The 19,167-nt window shown below is 70.3% G+C and carries 14 protein-coding genes; 4 read left to right on the top strand and 10 right to left on the bottom strand.

Translation table 11 applies throughout. The features are described from left to right. The 8 genes from OG900_32640 to metH form a co-directional block, all read right to left on the bottom strand. Positions 1–1,596 (bottom strand): ABC transporter substrate-binding protein, encoded by a 1,596-nt coding sequence (locus OG900_32640; protein WUH94420.1) that lies wholly within the window; start codon positions 1,594–1,596, stop codon positions 1–3. Positions 1,597–1,622: 26 nt separating this feature from the next. After that, positions 1,623–2,978 carry an ABC transporter ATP-binding protein gene (locus OG900_32635; protein WUH94419.1) on the bottom strand — a complete coding sequence of 452 codons (1,356 nt, stop codon included), beginning with the start codon at positions 2,976–2,978 and terminating at the stop codon, positions 1,623–1,625. Further along, entirely contained in the window at positions 2,962–4,023 is a 1,062-nt protein-coding gene (locus tag OG900_32630) for an ABC transporter ATP-binding protein (GenBank protein ID WUH94418.1), read from the bottom strand. The genes OG900_32635 and OG900_32630 overlap by 17 nt, the downstream gene beginning before the upstream one ends. Beyond that, entirely contained in the window at positions 4,020–5,063 is a 1,044-nt protein-coding gene (locus OG900_32625) for an ABC transporter permease (protein WUH94417.1), read from the bottom strand. Before OG900_32625 ends, OG900_32630 begins: the two co-directional genes overlap by 4 nt. Next, positions 5,063–6,082 (bottom strand): ABC transporter permease, encoded by a 1,020-nt coding sequence (locus OG900_32620; GenBank protein ID WUH94416.1) that lies wholly within the window; start codon positions 6,080–6,082, stop codon positions 5,063–5,065. Before OG900_32620 ends, OG900_32625 begins: the two co-directional genes overlap by 1 nt. 119 nt (positions 6,083–6,201) lie before the next feature. Next, a complete protein-coding gene (locus OG900_32615; GenBank protein ID WUH94415.1) occupies positions 6,202–7,779 on the bottom strand; it encodes an ABC transporter substrate-binding protein in 1,578 nt (525 codons plus the stop codon). A 315-nt stretch (positions 7,780–8,094) separates the two neighbouring features. After that, a complete protein-coding gene (locus OG900_32610) occupies positions 8,095–8,811 on the bottom strand; it encodes an HAD family phosphatase (GenBank protein WUH94414.1) in 717 nt (238 codons plus the stop codon). A 222-nt stretch (positions 8,812–9,033) separates the two neighbouring features. After that, positions 9,034–12,552: a methionine synthase gene (gene metH / locus OG900_32605; protein WUH94413.1), complete on the bottom strand. Its 3,519-nt coding sequence runs from the start codon at positions 12,550–12,552 to the stop codon at positions 9,034–9,036. 225 nt (positions 12,553–12,777) lie between these two features. Between metH and OG900_32600 the strand changes: the two genes are divergently transcribed. From OG900_32600 to OG900_32585, 4 genes are all read left to right on the top strand, one after another. After that, positions 12,778–13,542, top strand: a complete 765-nt coding sequence (locus OG900_32600) for an IclR family transcriptional regulator (protein WUH94412.1) — start codon at positions 12,778–12,780, stop codon at positions 13,540–13,542. A 203-nt stretch (positions 13,543–13,745) separates the two neighbouring features. Beyond that, complete coding sequence (locus OG900_32595; protein ID WUH94411.1) at positions 13,746–14,534, top strand: aquaporin family protein; 789 nt, start codon at positions 13,746–13,748, stop codon at positions 14,532–14,534. 62 nt (positions 14,535–14,596) lie between these two features. Further along, positions 14,597–16,153 carry a glycerol kinase GlpK gene (gene glpK / locus OG900_32590; protein ID WUH94410.1) on the top strand — a complete coding sequence of 519 codons (1,557 nt, stop codon included), beginning with the start codon at positions 14,597–14,599 and terminating at the stop codon, positions 16,151–16,153. Positions 16,154–16,163: 10 nt separating this feature from the next. Next, the gene (locus OG900_32585; GenBank protein WUH94409.1) at positions 16,164–17,774 is read left to right on the top strand and encodes a glycerol-3-phosphate dehydrogenase/oxidase; all 1,611 of its coding nucleotides are present in this window, start codon (positions 16,164–16,166) and stop codon (positions 17,772–17,774) included. 13 nt (positions 17,775–17,787) lie between these two features. Here the strand turns inward: OG900_32585 and OG900_32580 are convergent, their stop codons facing one another. Both OG900_32580 and OG900_32575 read right to left on the bottom strand, forming a co-directional pair. Further along, positions 17,788–18,546 carry a hypothetical protein gene (locus tag OG900_32580; GenBank protein WUH94408.1) on the bottom strand — a complete coding sequence of 253 codons (759 nt, stop codon included), beginning with the start codon at positions 18,544–18,546 and terminating at the stop codon, positions 17,788–17,790. Continuing rightward, the gene (locus OG900_32575; GenBank protein ID WUH94407.1) at positions 18,543–19,106 is read right to left on the bottom strand and encodes a TIGR03086 family metal-binding protein; all 564 of its coding nucleotides are present in this window, start codon (positions 19,104–19,106) and stop codon (positions 18,543–18,545) included. Before OG900_32575 ends, OG900_32580 begins: the two co-directional genes overlap by 4 nt. Positions 19,107–19,167: the final 61 nt, after the last annotated feature.

The following is a 19,167-nucleotide window of genomic DNA, read 5'->3' as shown; positions in this document are numbered from 1 at the left end:
TCAGCCGCTCTGGCCCCGGCCCAGCTCCCAGAACTGGGTGGTGGTCGAGGAGTTCAGCGCCCACTCGACACCGGTGATGTTGCTGCGGGCGGCGATGTACTGCTTGCCCTGCCACAGCGGCAGCATCGGCACGTCAGAGGCGATCAGGTTCTGCGCCTTGGTGAAGTCCATGGCCGTGGCACCGCGCTGGGCCTGCTTGCGGGTGGCCGGCAGCAACTGGTCCTGGATCGTCTTGTTGTTGTAGGCGAGGTCGAGGAAGTTGTCCTTGTCGAAGAACGGCGCGATGTAGTTGTCCGGGTCCGGGAAGTCCGGCAGCCAGCTGAGGGCGAAGACGTCGTATTCGTGCTGGGTGGCCTTCTTGAGGAAGGTGTTCCACTGCTCGCTCTTGGTCGTGACGTCGAACAGCCCGCTCGCGTTGAGCTGCTGGGCGATCGTCTTGGCCTCGGCCTCGTTCATCGTGCCGCCGTCGTCGCGGCGGTAGTTGATGGTCAGCGGGACCTTCTCGGTGATGTCGGCGTCGTGCAGCAGGGCCTTGGCCGCCGGGACCGAGGGGTCCTTGTAGGTGTTGTAGAACGAGTTGGTGTGGGTGGTGATGCCCTGCGGGATCACCGAGTACAGCGGGTCGGCGGTCCGCTTGTAGACGTCGCGGGTGATCGCCTGCCGGTCGATGATCTGGGCCATCGCCCTGCGCACCGCGACGTTCTTCAGCTCGGGCGAGTCGGTGTTGAGGAACAGGAAGCGCGCCTCGCCGCCGGGCGACTCGGTGAGCTTGACGTCCGGGTCGTTGCTGCTGAGCAGGGTGCCGATCTGGTCCGGGCTCAGGGTGCGGGCCATCACGTCGATGGAGCCGGCCCGCAGGGCGGACTCCATCTTGTGGGGGTCGGTGAACAGCTTCAGTTCGATCGCGCTGTTGTTGACCTTCAGGGAGCCGGTGTAGTGCGAGTTCTTGGAGAAGTCGCCCTGCTTGGCCTGCACGAAGGAATTCAGCGTGTACGGGCCGGAGCCGACCAGCCGGAAGCCGGTGTAGGGCTTGTCGGCGGCGTAGACCTTCTTGTCCACGATCGCCGCGGCCGGGGTGGCGAGCTTGGCGGGGAAGGTCGCGTCCGGCGCCTTGAGGTGGAAGACCACCGTCTTGTCGTCCGGCGCGTCCACCGACTTGACGCCGGATATCAGCGTGGCGGGACCGGCCGCCCAGTTGATCTTCTGCATCCGGTCGACGGAGAACTTCACATCCTGCGCCGTCATCGGGTCGCCGTTGGAGAACTTCTGGTCCCCGCGCATCGTGCACTGGTACGTCACCACGCTGGCGTCCGTGTAGTGGCACTCCTTGGCCGCGTCCGGGCTCGGGGTGGTGCTGCCGCGCTGGTAGGTCAGCAGCATCTGGAAGGTGTTGTAGAAGACGTTCCAGGTGGCGCTGTCGTACGAGGTCGCGGGGTCGAGCGGCGCCGGGTTGTCCTTGGTCAGCTCGATGGTGTCGGTGGTGCCGACGACGATGGCCTTGCCGCCACCGCTCCCCCCGCCGGAACCGCCGCACCCGGTGAGCAGGGGTGTCATCACGCCCAACAGGGCGGGCAGCACCAGAAGCTTGCGGTTCATCGTCGTCGTTCTCCTCTTTATCCTGCTCATGTACCTGTGGTGCTCGCGACGGGCTCACGCAGATGGCAGGCCACCTGCACGCCGGTGGCCGGAATCAGGCTGAGACGCGGGTCCCGTGATGGCGCGAACTCCACCACGGCCCGGCCGTTTTCGGCGTGCAACGACACCACGCCGCGCCAGAACGGCTCACGCGGCTCGGCTTCCGATGCCTCCTCGCGCAGATGCCGGAGATATTCCAACACATCTTCGGGTGAGTGGCCTCGGCCGGGTGCTATTGCGACGGTGCTCAGGCCCTCGACGGCGAGCGAATCGACGTCGGCGAAGAGGGATTTCTCCCGCGTTGCCACTTCGGGGGCGAGTTCAAGCCACCGGCTCTCCAGCAGGGTGCGCAGGTCTCGCGCCTCCCAGCCGCACGCCTCCACCGCGACCGGGCAGCGCGGGTGGAAGGCGCAGCCCACCGGCGGCCTGGCGGCGTCGGGGATCTCGCCGCGCGGCAGTTCACGCGGCAGCGCGCGCTCCGGGTCGGGCTCGGGGATCGCGGCGAGCAGCGCCTCGGTGTACGGGTGCTGCGGGTTGGCGAAGACCTCCGCGGTGGGCCCGTACTCCACGATCCGGCCCAGGTACATGATCGCGATGGTGTCGCAGAAGAACTTCGCGCTGGCCAGGTCGTGGGTGACGTAGACATACGTGAGGTCGAGATCGCGCTTGAGGTCCAGCATCAGCTGGAGGATCTTGGCGCGGACGCTCATGTCCAGCATGGAGATCGGCTCGTCGGCGACGAGCAGTTCGGGTTCCGCGATGATCGCCCTGGCCAGGACGGCACGCTGCTTCTGGCCGCCGGACAGGTCGCCCGGGAATTTGCCGAGGTAGCGCTCCGGCGGGGTCAGGCCGACCCGCTCCAGCGCGTCGACGACCCTGGCCTCGTACTCCTGCTCGTCGGCGACCAGCTGGTGGATGCGCAGCGGGTGGCCGACGGCGGTGCGGATGTCCATCGCCGGGTTGAGCGAGGCGTGCGGGTCCTGGAAGACCATCTGGAGCCGGCGGCGCAGCGGGCGCAGCCCGCGCTCACCGAGCGCCGTGATGTCCTGGCCGCGGTAGCGGACGGTGCCCGCGGTGGCCTTGGTCAGGCCGATCAGGGTGCGGCCCAGGGTGGTCTTGCCGGAGCCGGACTCGCCGACCAGGCCGAGGACCTCGCCCTTGCGCAGCGTCAGGTCGATGCCGTCGACGGCGCGGACCGCGCCGCCGGCCCGGCCGGAGAGGCGGCCGAGCAGGCCGCCGCGCAGGCCGAAGTGCACTTCGAGGCCGCCGGCCTCGACCAGCGTCTCGCCGACCTGGGGGGCGGCTCCCTCGCCGGGCTCTTCGATGTCAGGCTTCGTCAGCAACGCTGATCTCCTTCACAGCGGCGAGCGGCTCGCGCCCGCCCGGTCCCAGCTCGTCCACCAGTGCGGGGTCCGCCTCGATCGCCTGCTGCCAGCAGGCGCTGACCACTCCGGTCGGCAGGACCACCTCGGGCGGCTCCACCGTGGCGCAGCCGCGCATGGCGACCGGGCAGCGGGGGTGGAAGCGGCAGCCCTGCGGCGGTTCCACCAGATCGGGCGGGCTGCCGGGGATGAAGTGCAGCCCGGTGGTGGCCAGCGAGATGGTGGAGCGGAGCAGCTCCTTGGTGTACGGGTGCTGCGGGTTGGCGAACACCTCGCGGGCGTCGCCCTGTTCGACGATGTGGCCGGCGTACATCACCGCGACCCGGTCGCACGCCTCGGCGACGATACCGAGGTTGTGGGTGATGAGCACCAGCGAGGTGTCGAAGTTCTTCCGCAGGTCGGCGAGGATCTTGATGATCTGCGCCTCGACCAGCACGTCGAGTGCGGTGGTGGGCTCGTCGGCGACGATGAAGGCCGGCCGCAGCACCAGTGCGAGCGCGATCATGATGCGCTGCCGCATGCCGCCGGAGAATTCGTGCGGGTAGCTGCCGTAGCGGCTCTCCGGGATGCCCATGCCGCGCAGCGCGGCCAGCGCGCGGGCCTTGATCTCCTGCTTGGGCAGGCCCTTGTGGTGGGCGCGCAGCGCTTCCTCGAAGTGCTGCGATATCCGCATCAGCGGGTTGAGCCGGGTCATCGGCTCCTGGAAGATCAGCCCGATCTCGGGGCCGCGCAGCCGCTGGATCTCCTTGGCGGGCAGCCCGACCAGGTTGCGGCCGGCGCCGCCGGGGCTGCGCAGCACGACCTCGCCGTCGACGGCGGCGGCCGCCGGGGTCAGGCCGAGCACACCGCGGCCGAGGGTGGACTTGCCGCAGCCGGACTCGCCGACCAGGCCGAGGGTCTCGCCGGGCCGTACGTCGAAGGTGACGCCGTCCACGGCTCGTACCGGGCCGCGGTCGGTGCCGTACCAGACACGCAGGTCGCGGACGGACAGGACGGGTTCGGTCACTTGACGGCCTCACCTTCGGAAACGTCGGGCAGCGCGGGAGCCGTGACGGTACGGCGCCGGGTGTGGGCGGGCAGCAGCACCTTGCGGATCCTGCGGCGCCTCATGGTCGGGTTGAGCACGTCGTTGAGGCCTTCGCCGAGCAGGGTGAAGCCGAGGATGGCGATCACCATGGCCAGGCCCGGGTAGAGGCAGGTCCACCACATGCCGGCGTTGACGTCGTCGATGGCGCGGTCGAGGTCGTAGCCCCATTCGGCAGCCTGGGTGGGCTGGATGCCCAGGCCCAGGAAGCCCAGGCCCGCCAGGGTGCCGATGGCGTCGGCGGCGTTCATGGTGGTGATGACCGGCACCGACTGGATGACGTTGCCGAACAGGTACTTGCGGATCACCACCGACGGCTTGGCGCCCATCGCGCGGGCGGCCTCCACGAAGGTGGCCTCCCTGGCGGACAGCGCCGAGGCCCTGACGACCCGGAAGTACTGCGGGATGTAGACCACCGTGATGGACAGCGCCGCGGTGACCACGCCGCCGCCGGCGATGCCGGAGAAGACGAAGCCGGCCACGATGGCGAGCAGCAGGTAGGGGAAGGCGAACAGCGCGTCCATCACCAGCACCAGGATGCGGTCGAGCCAGCCGCCGAAGTAGCCGGCGACCAGGCCGAGCAGCACGCCGAGGATCAGCGAGAAGATCACCGCGAGGATCATCACCTCAAGGGCGGTGCGGGCGCCGTAGATGGTGCGGGAGAGCACGTCGAGGCTCTGCACGGTGGTCCCGAACCAGTGGTCCCCGTCGGGGGAGCCCTGCTTGGGGAAGTTGTGGCCGCCGGACCGGTAGGTGTCGAAGCTGTAGGGCGCGATGAGCGGCGCGAAGACCGCGGTGATCACGAACAGCGCGGAGATGGCCGCGCCGGCCCACAGCATGAACTTCGGCACGCCGCGGGCCTCGCGGATCGCCGCGGTGATCCGGCGCAGGCCGCCGAAGCGGGCGCCCTTGGCGGACGCGTCGGGCTCGATCGGCCCGGTGGGGAGAGTCGTCGTGGCCATCAGTAGCGCACCCTCGGGTCGATCAGCGCGTTGACGAAGTCGATCAGCAGGCTGATCACGACGACGACCAGGGCGAAGACGGTGACGATGCCCTGCACGGCGACGTAGTCGCGCTGGTTGATGTAGTCGATCAACTGGCGGCCGATGCCGGGCCAGTTGAAGATCTTCTCGGTGAGCACCGCGCCGCCGAGCAGCATGGCGACCTGGAGCCCGAGCACGGTGATGACCGGCACCAGGGCGTTGCGGAAGCCGTGCCGGGCCACCACATGGCGCTCTCTGACGCCGCGGGCGCGGGCCGCCTCGATGTAGTCGCCCTGGAGCGACTGGATGAGGTTGATCCTGATCATCCGGATGAAGACGCCGACGATCAGCAGGCCGAGCGCGATGGACGGCAGCAGCAGGTGCTGGAGGATGTCGGTGACCGCGCTCCAGTCGCCGTCCAGGGCCGCGTCCAGGATCAGGATGTGGGTCTGGGTGGGCACGTTCAGCTGGATCAGCGGCGAGGCCTGGCCCGAGGTGGAGCCGAAGGCGAGCATGAGCAGCGGCGCGGTCACGAAGACCGGGGCGGCGTAGCTGATGGTGCTGGCGAGCCGGCTGATCACGTCGACGGGGCGGTCGCGGTAGCGGCCGGCCAGCAGGCCGACCGGGATGCCGATGACGGTCGCGAAGACCAGGGCGCCCGCGGTGAGGGTCAGGGTGGCGCCGCCGTTCTCGATGATGATGTCGCGCACGCTGCGGCGGTCGGAGAAGGTGGTGCCGAAGTTCAGGGTGACCACCGATTTCAGGTAGTCCCAGAACTGCTGGTAGAGCGGCGCGTCGAAGCCCGCCGCGTGCCGTCTCGCGGCCAGTTCCGTGGCGTTCAGCTTGCCGCCCTGCGACGCCGAGATCGGGTCACCGGGTGCCACCCGCATCATGACGAAGACCAGGATCAGCAGGATCAGGACCATGGGCACGGCGAGCGCGATCCGGGTGAGGATGTAGCGCCGCAGCGAGCCCGACTGCTTGCTCGTGTTGCTCATGCGGTGACTTTCCGGTGGCTGTCCGGTCTGGCCCGGACCGTGGACGACGGGATGCGCGTGGGGGTGCCGCGTGCCGGGGCCGGCCCGCGGGGGTCACTCCCCCGCGGGCCGGCCGTCGGTCACTTCGTGCCGAGTTCGTAGAACCGGAACATCGTCGGGTCGAGGGCCTTGTCGGCGCCCGTGACACCGTCGCGGATGACGACCGTCTGCTTGCCCTGCCACAGCGGGATGATCGGGACGTCCTCGGCCACGATCTTCTGGATGTCGGCGAAGGCCTGGTCGCGCACCGTCTTGTCGTCCGTGCCCTGCTCCTTGCTGAGCAGGGTGAGGATCTGCGGGTTGACGTAACCGGTGCCCAGGAAGGGCTCCTTGGTCAGGAACGGCGCGACGTCGTTGTCGGGGTCGGGCAGGTCCGGGTACCAGCCGATCATGTACGAGGCGTACGTGTCGGCCTTCTCGTCCTTCTGGTACTGCTGCCACTCGGTGGAGCTGAGGGTGACCTTGAACAGGCCGGTGGCCTCCAGCTGCCGCTTGATCGCGGTGGCCTCGTCGGCGGACGCGGCACCGTAGTGGCTGGGCGTCCAGGCGTACGCCAGCTGCACCGGGGTGGCGATGCCGGCGGCGCTGAGCAGCGCCTTGGCCTTGTTGGTGTCGGGGGCGCCGTACTTGTCCTTGAAGGCCTCGGTGTGGCCCTCGATGCCGTTGCCGACCATCGAGTAGAGCGGGGCCACGGTGTTGTTGTAGGCGTCCTTGGCGATGCCGGCCCGGTCGATGACCTGGGCGACGGCCTGCCGGACGGCCTTCTGGTCGGCCGGCTTCACCTTGGCGTCGAAGACCATGTAGCGCTTCTCGGTGCCGGTGCCTTCGAGCACCTGGACGCCCGAGGTCTTCTTCAGGTCATCGGTGTCGGTGGGCGACAGGCTGCGGAAGGCGGCGGTCACCGTGCCGTCCTTGACGGCCTGCTTGAGCGCGGACGCCTCGGAGAAGTACTGCAGCACGACCTGGCTGTTGTTCAGCTTGTTGGTGCCCTTGTACTTCGGGTTCGCCTTCAGCGACGCCTGCTGCTTGGCGGTGTACTTGTCCAGCGTGTACGGGCCGGAGCCGACGATGTTCGAGCCGTCGAGCAGCTTGTCGGCCGGGAAGACCTTCTCGTCGACGATGGCGCCGGCGTCGGTGGCGAGCACCGAGGGGAAGGTCGAGTCGGGGTTCTTGAGGTGGAAGACCACCTTGTCGGGACCGGTCGTCGTGGTGCTGTCCAGGTTGGCCAGCAGGCTCGACGGGCCGTTGGGGGCGGCGATCTTGAGCATCCGGTCGAAGGTGAACTTCACCGAAGTCGCCGTCAGGGCGTCGCCGTTGGAGAACGTCAGACCGGTCTGCAGGTCGCAGGAGTAGGTCTTCGGGTCGGTGAAGCTGCAGGCCTTGGCCACGTCCGGAGACGGCGTGGTGGCGCCGGTCGGGAAGTGCATGACCTTCTGGTAGACGCTGTCGATGATCTCCCACGAGCCGTAGTCGTACGCGCCCGCGGGGTCCAGTGAGGACACCGAGTCGGTGGTCCCGACGATCACGGCGCCCTTGCCGCCGCCACCGCCGCTGTCGCCGTTGCTGGAGGAATTGTCCTTCTTGCCACCGCATGCGGAGGCGCCGATGGCCAGGAAGGCCACGGCGGCTGCGGCGACGACACGCTTGTTTCGTGACATCCAGTGAATCCCCTTGCTCACATGCCGGTCGGTTGAGTCGGCATCGACCGTCAGGGACATTAGCGGGGCGGCCGTGGCTCACCGGGACACGGAGTGATTGAGGGGACATTACATACCGGTAACAGGACGTTCACCTCCGATATGCGGACGTGTGGGCTATCGACCCTCGGCACGTCAAAACGGACAGTTCGCCCGGGTAAAGATGCGGTAAGTGAAATCTCATCCAGTCGGGGGACCCGCTGTCGATGGGACGTCGTGTGACAATCATCACACCCGCCGGATTCCACTTCGTGAGATTTTATTCAGGCATCACACTCAGTGAAGATCCACGTTCATAGAGCGGCGGACCAGGGACCGCAGAAAAGGGACATTCACCTGGTCGAGCGATGTGACGACGGTACGCCCGGGGGCCGCTTCGATCGGCACCACCGACGGCACCGCGATCACCTGGCAGCCCGCGGCCTCCGCCGCCGCGACCCCGGTGGGTGTGTCCTCGACCACCACGCAGGCGGCCGGGTCGGCGCCGAGCCGGGCCGCGGCGGCCAGATACGGGTCCGGATACGGCTTGGTGCGGGCGATCTCGTCACCCGCGAGGGTGAAGGCGAAGTTCTCGGCGCCCAGGGTGCGCAGCATCGCGTCGATCGTGCGCCGGTGCGAGGCGGAGACCAGCGCCGTGGGCACCTGGTGCGCCGCCAGCTCGGTCAGCAGCCGCCTGGCGCCCGGCATCAGCGGGGCGCCGCGGGAGATCAGCTCCTCGAAGCGGGTGTCGATCGCCACCATCAGCTCCGCCAGCGTCGCCGTCGTGCCGGTCACCTCCATCAGGTGGCCGACGCTGCGGGCCATCGGCCCGCCCACCACGACCGCCTTGTGCACCTCGTCCAGCACATGGCCGAGGTCGGCGAAGACCCCGGTCTCCGCCGCCCACCAGATGCCCTCGGTGTCCACCAGGGTGCCGTCCATGTCCAGCAGCACGGCCTGCAGACCGCGGCCGTCCGCCGGACGGGTGTCGACGACGGGGACGCTGCTGGTCATAGGCTCACTCCTCGGCCGGGCTGCTGACCGGGCGCCGCAGTGGTGCCGACGTGCCCTTTCCTGGGGACACAAAGGCCGGTCGCCGCATCCCGCGAACGGGAAGGCGACCGGCCTCTGCCGGACCGATAAGTCTACGTCCCCGCGTCGCGGCACGCCCGGCGGGCACGCGACGCGCGGGTGACGACCCGGTGACGGGCCGGCGGCGCCCGGCCCTGCCGCCGCTCAGCGGGCGTTGAAGTACTTCGCCTCAGGGTGGTGGATGACGATCGCGTCGGTGGACTGCTCGGGGTGCAGCTGGAATTCCTCCGACAGCTTCACGCCGATCCGCTCCGGCTCGAGCAGCGCCGCGATCTTGGCCCGGTCCTCCAGGTCGGGGCAGGCCCCGTAGCCCAGCGAGAAGCGCGCGCCGCGGTATTTCAGCGCGAACATGTCCTCGACGTCGCCCGGGTCCTCGCCCGCGAAGCCCAGCTCGGAGCGCACCCTGGCGTGCCAGTATTCGGCCAGCGCCTCGGCGAGCTGCACCGACAGGCCGTGCAGCTCCAGGTAGTCGCGGTAGGAGTCGGCGGCGAACAGCTCGGCGGCCGCCTCCGAGATGCGGCTGCCGACGGTGACCACCTGGAAGCCGACCACGTCGGTCTCACCGGAGTCCTCCGGCCGGAAGAAGTCGGCCAGGCACAGCCGCCGCCCCCTGCGCTGCCGGGGGAAGGTGAAGCGGGTGCGCTCGGTGCCGTCCTCGTGCAGCACGATGAGGTCGTCGCCCTTGGACACGCACGGGAAGTAGCCGTAGGTGACCGCGGCCTCCAGCAGGCTCTCGGACTGCAGCCGGGTCAGCAGCCCGCGCAGCCGCGGCCGCCCCTCGGCCTCCACCAGCTCCTCGTACGTCGGCCCGGTGGAGCGGGCCTGCTTCAGCCCCCACTGGCCCTTGAAGAGCGCGCCCTCGTCCAGCCAGGCGGAGTAGTCGGCGAGCTGGATGCCCTTGACGACCCGGCTGCCCCAGAACGGCGGGGCGGGCACCGGGTTGTCGGTCGCGACGTCGGACCTGACCTGGCCGAGGTTGGGCTCCTCCTCCGGCTCCGGCTGCTCGCGCTTGGCCACCCGGCGCTGCTTCAGCTCGGGCAGCGCGGCGCCTGCCACCCCGCGCTTGACGCCGATCAGCGCGTCCATCAGCCGCAGGCCCTCGAAGGCGTCGCGGGCGTAGCGGACCTCGCCCTCGTAGATCTCGTGCAGGTCCTGCTCCACGTAGGCGCGGGTCAGGGCGGCGCCGCCGAGGATCACCGGGAAGTCGGCGGACAGGCCGCGCTGGTTCAGCTCCTCCAGGTTCTCCTTCATGATCACCGTGGACTTCACCAGCAGCCCCGACATGCCGATCACATCGGCCCGGTGCTCCTGCGCGGCCTCCAGGATCGCCGACACCGGCTGCTTGATGCCGAGGTTGACGACGGTGTAGCCGTTGTTGGACAGGATGATGTCGACCAGGTTCTTGCCGATGTCGTGGACGTCGCCGCGGACGGTGGCCAGCACGATGGTGCCCTTGCCCTCGTCGTCCGACTTCTCCATGTGCGGCTCCAGGTAGGCCACCGCGATCTTCATGACCTCGGCGGACTGGAGCACGAAGGGCAGCTGCATCTGCCCCGAGCCGAACAGCTCGCCGACCACCTTCATACCGGCCAGCAGCGTGTCGTTGACGATCTCCAGGGCCGGGCGCCCGGTCAGCGCCTCGTCCAGGTCCGCCTCCAGGCCGTTCTTCTCGCCGTCGATGATCCGGCGCTGCAGCCGCTCCTCCAGCGGCAGCGCGAGCAGCTCCTCGGCGCGGCCCGCCTTCAGCGACTTGTTGTCGACGCCCTCGAACAGCTCCATCAGCCGCTGGAGCGGGTCGTAGCCCTCGGCACGCCGGTCGTAGACCAGGTCGAGGGCGGTCTTGACCTGCTCCTCCTCCAGCCGGGCGATCGGCAGGATCTTGCTGGCGTGCACGATCGCCGAGTCGAGGCCGGCCTTCACGCACTCGTCGAGGAAGACCGAGTTGAGGACGACGCGGGCGGCCGGGTTGAGGCCGAAGGAGATGTTGGACAGGCCCAGGGTGGTCTGCACGTCGGGGTGGCGGCGCTTCAGCTCGCGGATCGCCTCGATGGTGGCCACGCCGTCGCCCCGGGACTCCTCCTGGCCGGTGCAGATGGTGAAGGTCAGGCAGTCGATGAGGATGTCCGACTCGTGGATGCCGTAGTTGCCGGTGAGGTCCTCGATCAGCCGCTCGGCGATGGCGACCTTCTTCTCGACCGTACGGGCCTGGCCCTCCTCGTCGATGGTGAGCGCGATCAGCGCGGCGCCGTGCTCCTGGGCGAGCGCGGTGACCCTGGCGAACCGGGACTCCGGGCCGTCGCCGTCCTCGTAGTTGACCGAGTTCAGCACCGCGCGGCCGCCGAGCTTCTCCAGGCCCGCCTGGAGCACCGGGACCTCGGTGGAGTCCAGCACGATCGGGAGGGTGGAGGCGGTGGCGAAGCGTCCGGCGACCTCGGCCATGTCGGCGGCGCCGTCCCTGCCGACGTAGTCCACGCACAGGTCGAGCAGGTGGGCGCCCTCGCGGATCTGGTCGCGGGCCATCTCCACGCAGTCGTCCCAGCGGCCTTCGAGCATCGCGTCGCGGAATTTCTTCGACCCGTTGGCATTGGTCCGCTCGCCGATCGCCAGGTAGGAGGTGTCCTGGCGGAAGGGGACGGTCTGGTAGAGCGAGGCGGCGCCCGGCTCGGGGCGGGGGCTGCGCGGGTGCAGGTCCTGGCCGCCGACCCGCTCCACGAGCTGCCGCAGGTGCTCCGGTGTGGTGCCGCAGCAGCCGCCGACCAGCGAGAGGCCGTACTCGCGGGTGAAGACCTCGTGGGCGTCGGCCAGCTCGCCCGGTGTGAGCGGGTAGTGGGCGCCGTCCTTGGTGAGAACCGGCAGGCCCGCGTTGGGCATGCAGGACAGCGGGATACGGGAGTGCTGGGCGAGATAGCGCAGGTGCTCGCTCATCTCGGAGGGGCCGGTGGCGCAGTTGAGGCCGATCATGTCGATGCCGAGCGGCTCCAGCGCGGTGAGCGCGGCGCCGATCTCCGAGCCGAGCAGCATGGTGCCGGTGGTCTCCACGGTCACCGAGCAGATCAGCGGCAGGCTCACCCCGGCCGACTTCATGGCGCGGTGGGCCGCGATCACCGCGGCCTTGGTCTGGAGCAGGTCCTGGGTGGTCTCCACCAGCAGCGCGTCGGCGCCGCCGGCGATCAGGCCCGCGGCGTTCGCCTCGTAGCCGTCGCGCAGGACGCCGTAGGGGGCGTGGCCGAGTGTCGGCAGCTTGGTTCCCGGGCCCATGGAGCCGAGGACCCAGCGGGGGCGGCCGTCGGCGGCGAAGCCGTCGGCGACCTCGCGGGCGATGCGGGCGCCGGCCTCGGACAGCTCGTGGATCCGCTCGGGGATGTCGTACTCGCCCAGCGCGGAGTGGTTGGCCCCGAAGGTGTTGGTCTCGACGCTGTCGACGCCGGCCTCGAAGTAGGCCTCGTGCACCGATCGGACGATGTCCGGGCGGGTGATGTTGAGTACCTCGTTGCAGCCTTCGAGCTGCTCGAAGTCGTCGAGGGTGGGTTCCTGCGCCTGGAGCATGGTGCCCATGGCGCCGTCGGCGACCACGACGCGGGTGGCGAGGGCCTGGCGCAGAGCGGCGGCGCGGGCGTTGCTCGCGGCGGCGGGTGCGGCGGACGAAGGGGACGGCGAGGCCATGGAGATGCTCCCTGGGATGCGACGGCTGTCGGCTATGCGCCGTCCGCCCGCGAGGGGCGGAACGCACACCACGCCAGAGTAGCCGCCAGGGGTGCCGCGACTCGAAGGCATTCCGAAGGGCGGACGAGTGGTGCGAGACTCGTCTCTGCGATGATGAGGGTCGACAATGCCGACCACCCCCCGTTTCCCCGATGTCCGTCCATTTCCGTCCCTGGAGTGCATGCGATGCCCGGTTCGATCCAGTCGCTGGAGCGCGCGGCCGCGGTTCTGCGGCTGCTGGCCGGGGGTGAGCGGCGGCTGGGCCTGTCGGACGTCGCGTCGTCGCTGGGCCTGGCCAAGGGCACCACGCACGGCATCCTGCGCACCTTGCAGCAGGAGGGCTTCGTGGAGCAGGAGCCGGTGTCGGGCAAGTACCAGCTGGGCGCGGAGCTGCTGCGGCTGGGCAACAGCTATCTGGACGTGCACGAGCTGCGGGCCCGCGCGCTGGTGTGGACCGACGACCTGGCCAGGTCAAGCGGCGAGGCGGCGTATCTGGGGGTGCTGCACCAGCACGGGGTGCTCATCGTGCACCACGTCTTCCGCCCGGACGACGGCCGGCAGGTCCTGGAGGTCGGGGCGATGCAGCCGCTGCACAGCACCGCGCTGGGCAAGGTGCTCTCGGCCTTCGACCCGGTGGCGCACAACGAGGTCGCGGAGGGCGAGCTGGCGGCGCTGACCAACCGTACGGTGACCGGCGCCGCCGACTTCGAGTCGCTGCTGGACCTGACCCGGGCCCGCGGCTGGGGCGCGGACCTGGAGGAGACCTGGGACGGCGTGGCGTCGGTCGCGGCGCCCGTCTACGACCGGCGGCGGATGCCGGTGGGCGCGGTGGGCGTGACCGGCGCGGTGGAGCGCGTCTGCGACGCCGACGGCATCCAGCCCCGCCTGGTGGCGGCGGTACGGGACTGCGCCCGGGCCGTCTCCCGCGATCTGGGCGCAGGACGCTTCTAGGGCCTGCCCCGCCCTTGCCCGCCCGGTGGCTCCCACCCCTCCCGCCGGGCGGCTTCCGCCTGCCCGGCCGGCCGCGCGGGCTCTCCCGCCTCCGGCGAGTTATGCGTCACATCCCTCTTGACCTGCGTAACCCAAGGGGAGAAAACTCTCGTCCTGCGATCGACAATGTCGAACACCGGACGGATTGTGACAAGGGAGTCGCTGTGTCCAACGGCCATATCGTCATCGGCGAGCTATTCGGTACCGCCGTGCTCATCCTGCTCGGCGGCGGCGTCTGCGCCGCCGTGACACTCAAACGGTCCAAGGCCAGGGACGCCGGTTGGCTGGCGATCACCTTCGGCTGGGGATTCGCCGTCCTGGGCGGCGCCTACATAGCCAACGGCTACTCCGGCGGGCATCTGAACCCCGCGGTCACGCTGGGTATCGCGATCAAGACCGGCGAGTGGTCGAAGGTGCCCTACTACCTGCTGGGTCAGCTGATCGGCGCACTCATCGGTGCTTTTCTGGTCTGGGTCGCCTACCTGGGGCAGTTCCAGGCCCATCTGACCGACCCGGAGGTCCTCGCGGGCCTGGACGCCGACCCGGCGGGTCCCGCCACCGGGAACAAGGCCCAGCCCGGCGGCCCGGTGCTCGGGGTCTTCGCCACCGGCCCGGAGATCCGCAATCCGCTGCAGAACCTGCTCACCGAGGCCGTCGCCACCGCCGTCCTGGTGCTCTTCATCCTTACGCAGGGCATGACGGCCGGTCTGGCGGAGAATGGAATGGGCATCCTGCTCACGGCGCTGATCGTCGTAGGACTGGGTCTGTCACTCGGAGGGCCCACCGGCTACGCGATCAATCCCTTCCGGGATCTCGGCCCGCGGATCGTGCACAGCCTGCTGCCGCTGCCGAACAAGGGCGGTTCCGACTGGAGCTACGCGTGGATCCCGGTGGTGGGCCCGCTGGCCGGCGCCGCTATCGCGGGCGGACTTTACCGGCTCGCGTTCACATAGAGCCGTACGGGACCACTGTCGTCAGCCGGACCACCGAGCGCAGACCCGACGAGGAGCACACCATGACCGACACGCCCAGCAGCAGCCACGGCACAGGACCCTTCATCGCGGCGATCGACCAGGGCACCACATCGAGCCGCTGCATCATCTTCGACCGCGACGGCCGGATCGTCGCCGTCGACCAGAAGGAGCACGAGCAGATCTTCCCGAAGCCGGGCTGGGTCGAGCACGACGCCGCCGAGATCTGGACGAACGTCCAGGAGGTGGTCGGCGGCGCCATCACCAAGGCCGGCCAGGACATCGCCGGCTTCACCCCGTCCGACGTCAAGGCGATCGGCATCACGAACCAGCGCGAGACCACGATGCTGTGGGACAAGAACACCGGCGAGCCGGTGCACAACGCGCTGGTCTGGCAGGACACCCGCACCGACGCGCTGTGCAGGGAGCTGGGCCGCAACGTCGGCCAGGACCGCTTCCGGCGCCAGACCGGGCTGCCGCTCGCGTCGTACTTCGCCGGGCCGAAGGTCCGCTGGCTGCTCGACAATGTCGACGGGCTGCGGGAGCGGGCCGAGCGCGGCGACCTCCTGTTCGGCACGATGGACTCCTGGGTGATCTGGAACCTCACCGGCGGCGTGAACGGCGGCAAGCACGTCACCGACGTCACCAACGCCTCCAGGACCCTGCTGATGGACCTCAAGACCCTCCAGTGGGACGCGAAGATCTGCGAGTCCATCGGCGTCCCGATGTCGGTCCTGCCGGAGATCAGGTCGTCCTCCGAGGTCTACGGCACCACCGACGTCGCCGGCCTGGACGCCGTCCCGGTGGCCTCCGCGCTCGGCGACCAGCAGGCCGCGCTGTTCGGCCAGACCTGCTTCGCGGTGGGCGAGGCGAAATCCACCTACGGCACCGGCACGTTCATGCTGATGAACACCGGTGAGACCCCCGTGAACTCCTACGCGGGCCTGATCACCACCGTCGGCTACCGGATCGGCGACGCCAAGCCGGTCTACGCCCTCGAAGGCTCCATCGCGGTGACCGGCGCGCTGGTCCAGTGGATGCGCGACCAGATGGGCCTGATCAGCACCGCCCCCGAGATCGAGACGCTGGCCTCGTCGGTGGAGGACAACGGCGGCGCCTACTTCGTACCGGCCTTCTCCGGCCTCTTCGCCCCCCACTGGCGCTCCGACGCGCGCGGGGTGATCGCCGGACTGACGCGGTACGTGACCAAGGCGCACATCGCGCGGGCCGTGCTGGAGGCGACCGCCTGGCAGACCAGGGAGATCGCCGACGCGATGTTCAAGGACTCCAGCACCGAGGTCACCACCCTGAAGGTGGACGGCGGCATGACGTCGAACAACCTGCTCATGCAGACCCTCTCGGACTTCCTGGACGTGCCGGTGGTGCGCCCGATGGTCGCCGAGACCACCGCACTGGGCGCGGCCTACGCGGCAGGTCTGGCGGTCGGCTTCTGGCCGGACGTCGAGGCCCTGCGGGCCAACTGGAAGCGCGCGGCCGAGTGGACCCCGCAGATGGACGCCGGCCAGCGCGAGAAGGAATACAAGCAGTGGCTCAAGGCAGTGCAGTCCTCCATGGGCTGGCTGGACGAAGACGAGGACTGAGGTACTACTCATGACCACCCCGCAGAGCGCCCCCGCACCGGGGACGCATCCGACTGCCGGCGCGAACCCGGGACGGGCCGAGACCCGGGACCTGCTCGGCCGCGCCACATACGACCTGCTGGTGATCGGCGGCGGCATCCTGGGCATCACCACCGCCTGGCACGCCGCGCAGTCGGGCCTGCGGGTGGCGATGGTGGACGCCGGCGACTTCGCCGGCGCCACCTCCTCGGCGTCCTCCAAGCTGCTGCACGGCGGGCTGCGCTATCTGCAGACCGGCGCGGTGCGGCTGGTCGCCGAGAACCACCTCGAGCGGCGTGCGGTGTCCCGGGACGTGGCGCCGCACCTGGCCAATCCGCTGACCTTCTACCTGCCGGTCTACAAGGGCGGCCCGCACGGCGCCGCCAAGCTCGGCGCGGGCGTCTTCGCCTATTCGGCGCTGTCCGCCTTCAGGGACGGCGTCGGGCATGTGATCAGCCCGTCGAAGGCCGCCCGCGAGGTGCCCGAGCTGCGCACCGACGACCTGCGGGCGGTCGCGGTCTACGAGGACGGGCAGATGAACGACGCCCGGATGGCCCTGATGACGGTCAGAGCCGCGGTGGACGCGGGCGCGACCGTGCTCAACCACGCCGAGGTGACCGGGCTGCGCTTCACCCGCGGCCGGGTCACCGGGGCCGAGCTGCGGGACCGGATCGACGGCACGGACTTCGGGGTGGACGCCCGGCTGGTGCTCAACGCCACCGGGCCGTGGGTGGACCGGCTGCGGCGGATGGAGGACCCGGCGGCCGACCCGTCGATCCGGCTGTCCAAGGGCGCCCACCTGGTGCTGCGCCGCACCGCGCCCTGGCGGGCGGCGCTGGCCACCCCGATCGACAAGTACCGCATCACCTTCGCCCTGCCGTGGGAGGACATGCTGCTGCTGGGCACCACCGACGAGGTCTACGAGGGCGACCCGGCCGACGTGCGGGTCACCGAGGCGGACACCGCGCAGATCCTGGACGAGGCCGCCTTGTCGGTCCGCGACCAGCAGCTGTCCAGGGACCTGATCACCTACGCCTTCGCGGGGCTGCGGGTGCTGCCGGGCGGCCCCGGCGACACCGCGAAGGCCAAGCGCGAGACGGTGGTCACCGAGGGCCGCGGCGGGATGCTGTCGGTCGCGGGCGGCAAGTGGACGACCTTCCGGCACATCGGCCGCACGGTGATGAACAAGCTGGCCGAACTGCCGGGCCACCCGCTGGCCGACGGCATGGAGCCGATGTCGTCGCTGCCGCGCCGGGCGCCGCTGCCCGGTTTCGCCAGCCGGGGCGCGGTCGCCCACCGCCTGCAGGCCGACGCGGGTGTCCCGGGCCCGCGGATGGCACCCGACACCGCCAGGCACCTGGCGGGGCACTACGGATCGCTGGCCTTCGACATCGCCCGGCTGGCCGCCGAGGACCCGGCGCTGGCCGCCCGCATCCACCCGGACGCGCCGGAGATATGGGCGCAGGTCGTCTACGCGCGCGACCACGAGTGGGCGCAGGGCGTGGACGACGTCCTGCGGCGGCGTACGACGCTCACGATCCGCGGCCTGGACACCCCGGAGATACGGGCGCGGGTGGAGCGGCTGCTGGCCGTGGGCGACTGACCCGGTAGGCGCCTTACGCGGTCAGCCGGTCCAGTTCGGCGAAGAGCGCGGCCGGCGGTTCGCCGCCGGCCGCGGCCAGCAGGGCCAGCCAGCGCTCGCGGCCCTCGCGCCACAGCGACGCCGGGGAGGACTCGGCGACGGCCGCGACCGTACGGGCGGGCAGTTCGGCCTCGGCGGCGCGGGACGGGGTCAGCCAGTGGGCGGTGCTGTCCTCGGCGAGCCTGGCCATCCACAGCAGGTGGCGGGCGGCGTGCCCCAGCGCGTCGCGGGCCCGCAGCAGCTCGCCGCGGGCCGTCACGTGCAGGGCGAGCACCAGCCAGTTGGCGAACCTGCCGCACAGGTCGGCGATCTCCGCCGGGTCGCCGGGGATCGCCGGGTGCTCGGGCAGCCCGGCGAGCACCGGGGCGAGCCGCCCGTCCCTGTCGACCACCACCATCGCGTCGACCGCGGCGCCGCGGGCCGGCCAGTCGGCGACCGAGCCGATGTCGCCGGTCGTGGCGAAGTGGAATTCGCCCCGCACAGGGCCGGGGAAGAAGGCGACATGGGTGCCGAACTCGTTGCGCACCACCAGATTCACCGGCGCGACCTCCGCGCACCAGGCGGCCGGGTCGAGCGCGGCGCGGGCGGCGGGGTCGAAGAACAGCCAGAACTCGATGTCGCTGTGCTCGTCGCCCTGCCCGGCCGCGAACGAGCCGTACATCAGGGCCGCGCGGACGCCGGGGTCCGCGCGGCACAACTGCCTCACCGCGGAGACGAGGTCGTGTTGGATCATCCGGCCCAGTATGGGTCGCGACCGGACAGGGCGACAGCGGTTTCCACGTCGCCCGCGGCCGCCGGGACCTCCACCGGCTCGCCGAAGCCCTTGTACTCGCGGTACATCTCAGCGTATTCGCGCACCGAGGCGAGCAACCGCTCCGCGGTGGCGTCGGCGACCCGGTAGTCCTGCCCGCTGGCCTTGGCCAGGTCCCAGCCGTGCAGGCACAGTTCGAGGAAGAGCATGGCGGCCACACCGTCGGCCGGCGTGGAGTTGATCTCGCCCTCCCAGACGGCCGGGTCCGCCCAGGCGGCGACCGACCGGTCCAGCTGCTCGGCATATTGCGCCGCCCACCGCGGATCGGCGGTGAAGTCCCGGGTGGCGAGGTCCTCGGGGTGCGGCTCGCGCCTGGCCCGCAGCTCCATGCCGATCCCTGTGTAGGCGACCAGGTGGTTGACCAGGGCGCGGGTGTCGTAGTCGGGGCAGGGCGTGGGCCCGCCGAGCCGGTCCTGTCCGACCCCGGCGGCGATACGGGCCGCCTCCCGCGCGCTGTCGGCGATCTCTGCGTGGAAGTTCATGCCCACGACGCTACGCAGCGCCCCGCGGCCCGTCTTGAACAAACGCGACACGGCATAGGCT

The sequence above is a fragment of the Streptomyces sp. NBC_00433 genome (genome assembly GCA_036015235.1).
In the GTDB taxonomy this organism is placed as follows: domain Bacteria; phylum Actinomycetota; class Actinomycetes; order Streptomycetales; family Streptomycetaceae; genus Actinacidiphila.
This window is presented reverse-complemented; position numbering and strand designations above follow the sequence as displayed.